The organism is Geminicoccus flavidas (assembly GCF_009806515.1).
GTDB classification, from domain to species: Bacteria; Pseudomonadota; Alphaproteobacteria; order Geminicoccales; family Geminicoccaceae; genus Geminicoccus; species Geminicoccus flavidus.
This window is the reverse complement of sequence record NZ_WUJP01001148.1, coordinates 1-503: the sequence shown is the minus strand read 5'-3', so window position 1 is coordinate 503 and position 503 is coordinate 1. Positions and strand designations below refer to the sequence as shown.

Genomic DNA, 503 nt, shown 5'->3' with positions numbered 1-503 from the left:
AGCGATGGGTCAGCTCGGCCAGCAGACCCACCGGCGGCGCCAAGGGCTCGGGCGTGCTCACAGGTCGAGTCGCATGGCAGATGCGTGAAGATGCCACGCCGGCCCCCGGCCGGCGTGGTCATCGCTCAGTCGACGCTGTCGTCCGGCAGGTCGATGTCGGCCGATTCGTAGCTCGTGACCTCCAGACCGACCCGCAGCTCGATCAGGACCGGGGTTTCCCAATTCATCAGGCACTCCCTTTTGCAAGTCAGCGGACATTCTTCACGAAGATCGCCACTATTGCCGATGATTACCGGCGGGTCGAATCCTCGTGGAGTCAGCCATCAGTGAATGCTACCCCGTCGGGCATGGTTCCGCAATCGCCGGGGTTCGGCGATGATCGGCCGTGCCGGGACCCCAGGACCGGGCCGGCGCCATGCCAAAGGGAGGCTGCGCGATGAAGGTACAGGCGGCGGTGGCGTTTGCGGCGGGCGAGCCGTTGCGGATCGAGACGGTCGATCTGG

1 protein-coding gene is annotated in these 503 nt (G+C 65.8%); it reads right to left on the bottom strand.

Annotation, left to right across the window (positions count from 1 at the left end):
• Nucleotides 1-125: 125 nt before the first annotated feature.
• Entirely contained in the window at nt 126-227 is a 102-nt protein-coding gene (pqqA, locus tag EQG76_RS31515; protein WP_159719139.1) for a pyrroloquinoline quinone precursor peptide PqqA, read from the bottom strand.
• Between the last annotated feature and the right edge of the window lie 276 nt (nt 228-503).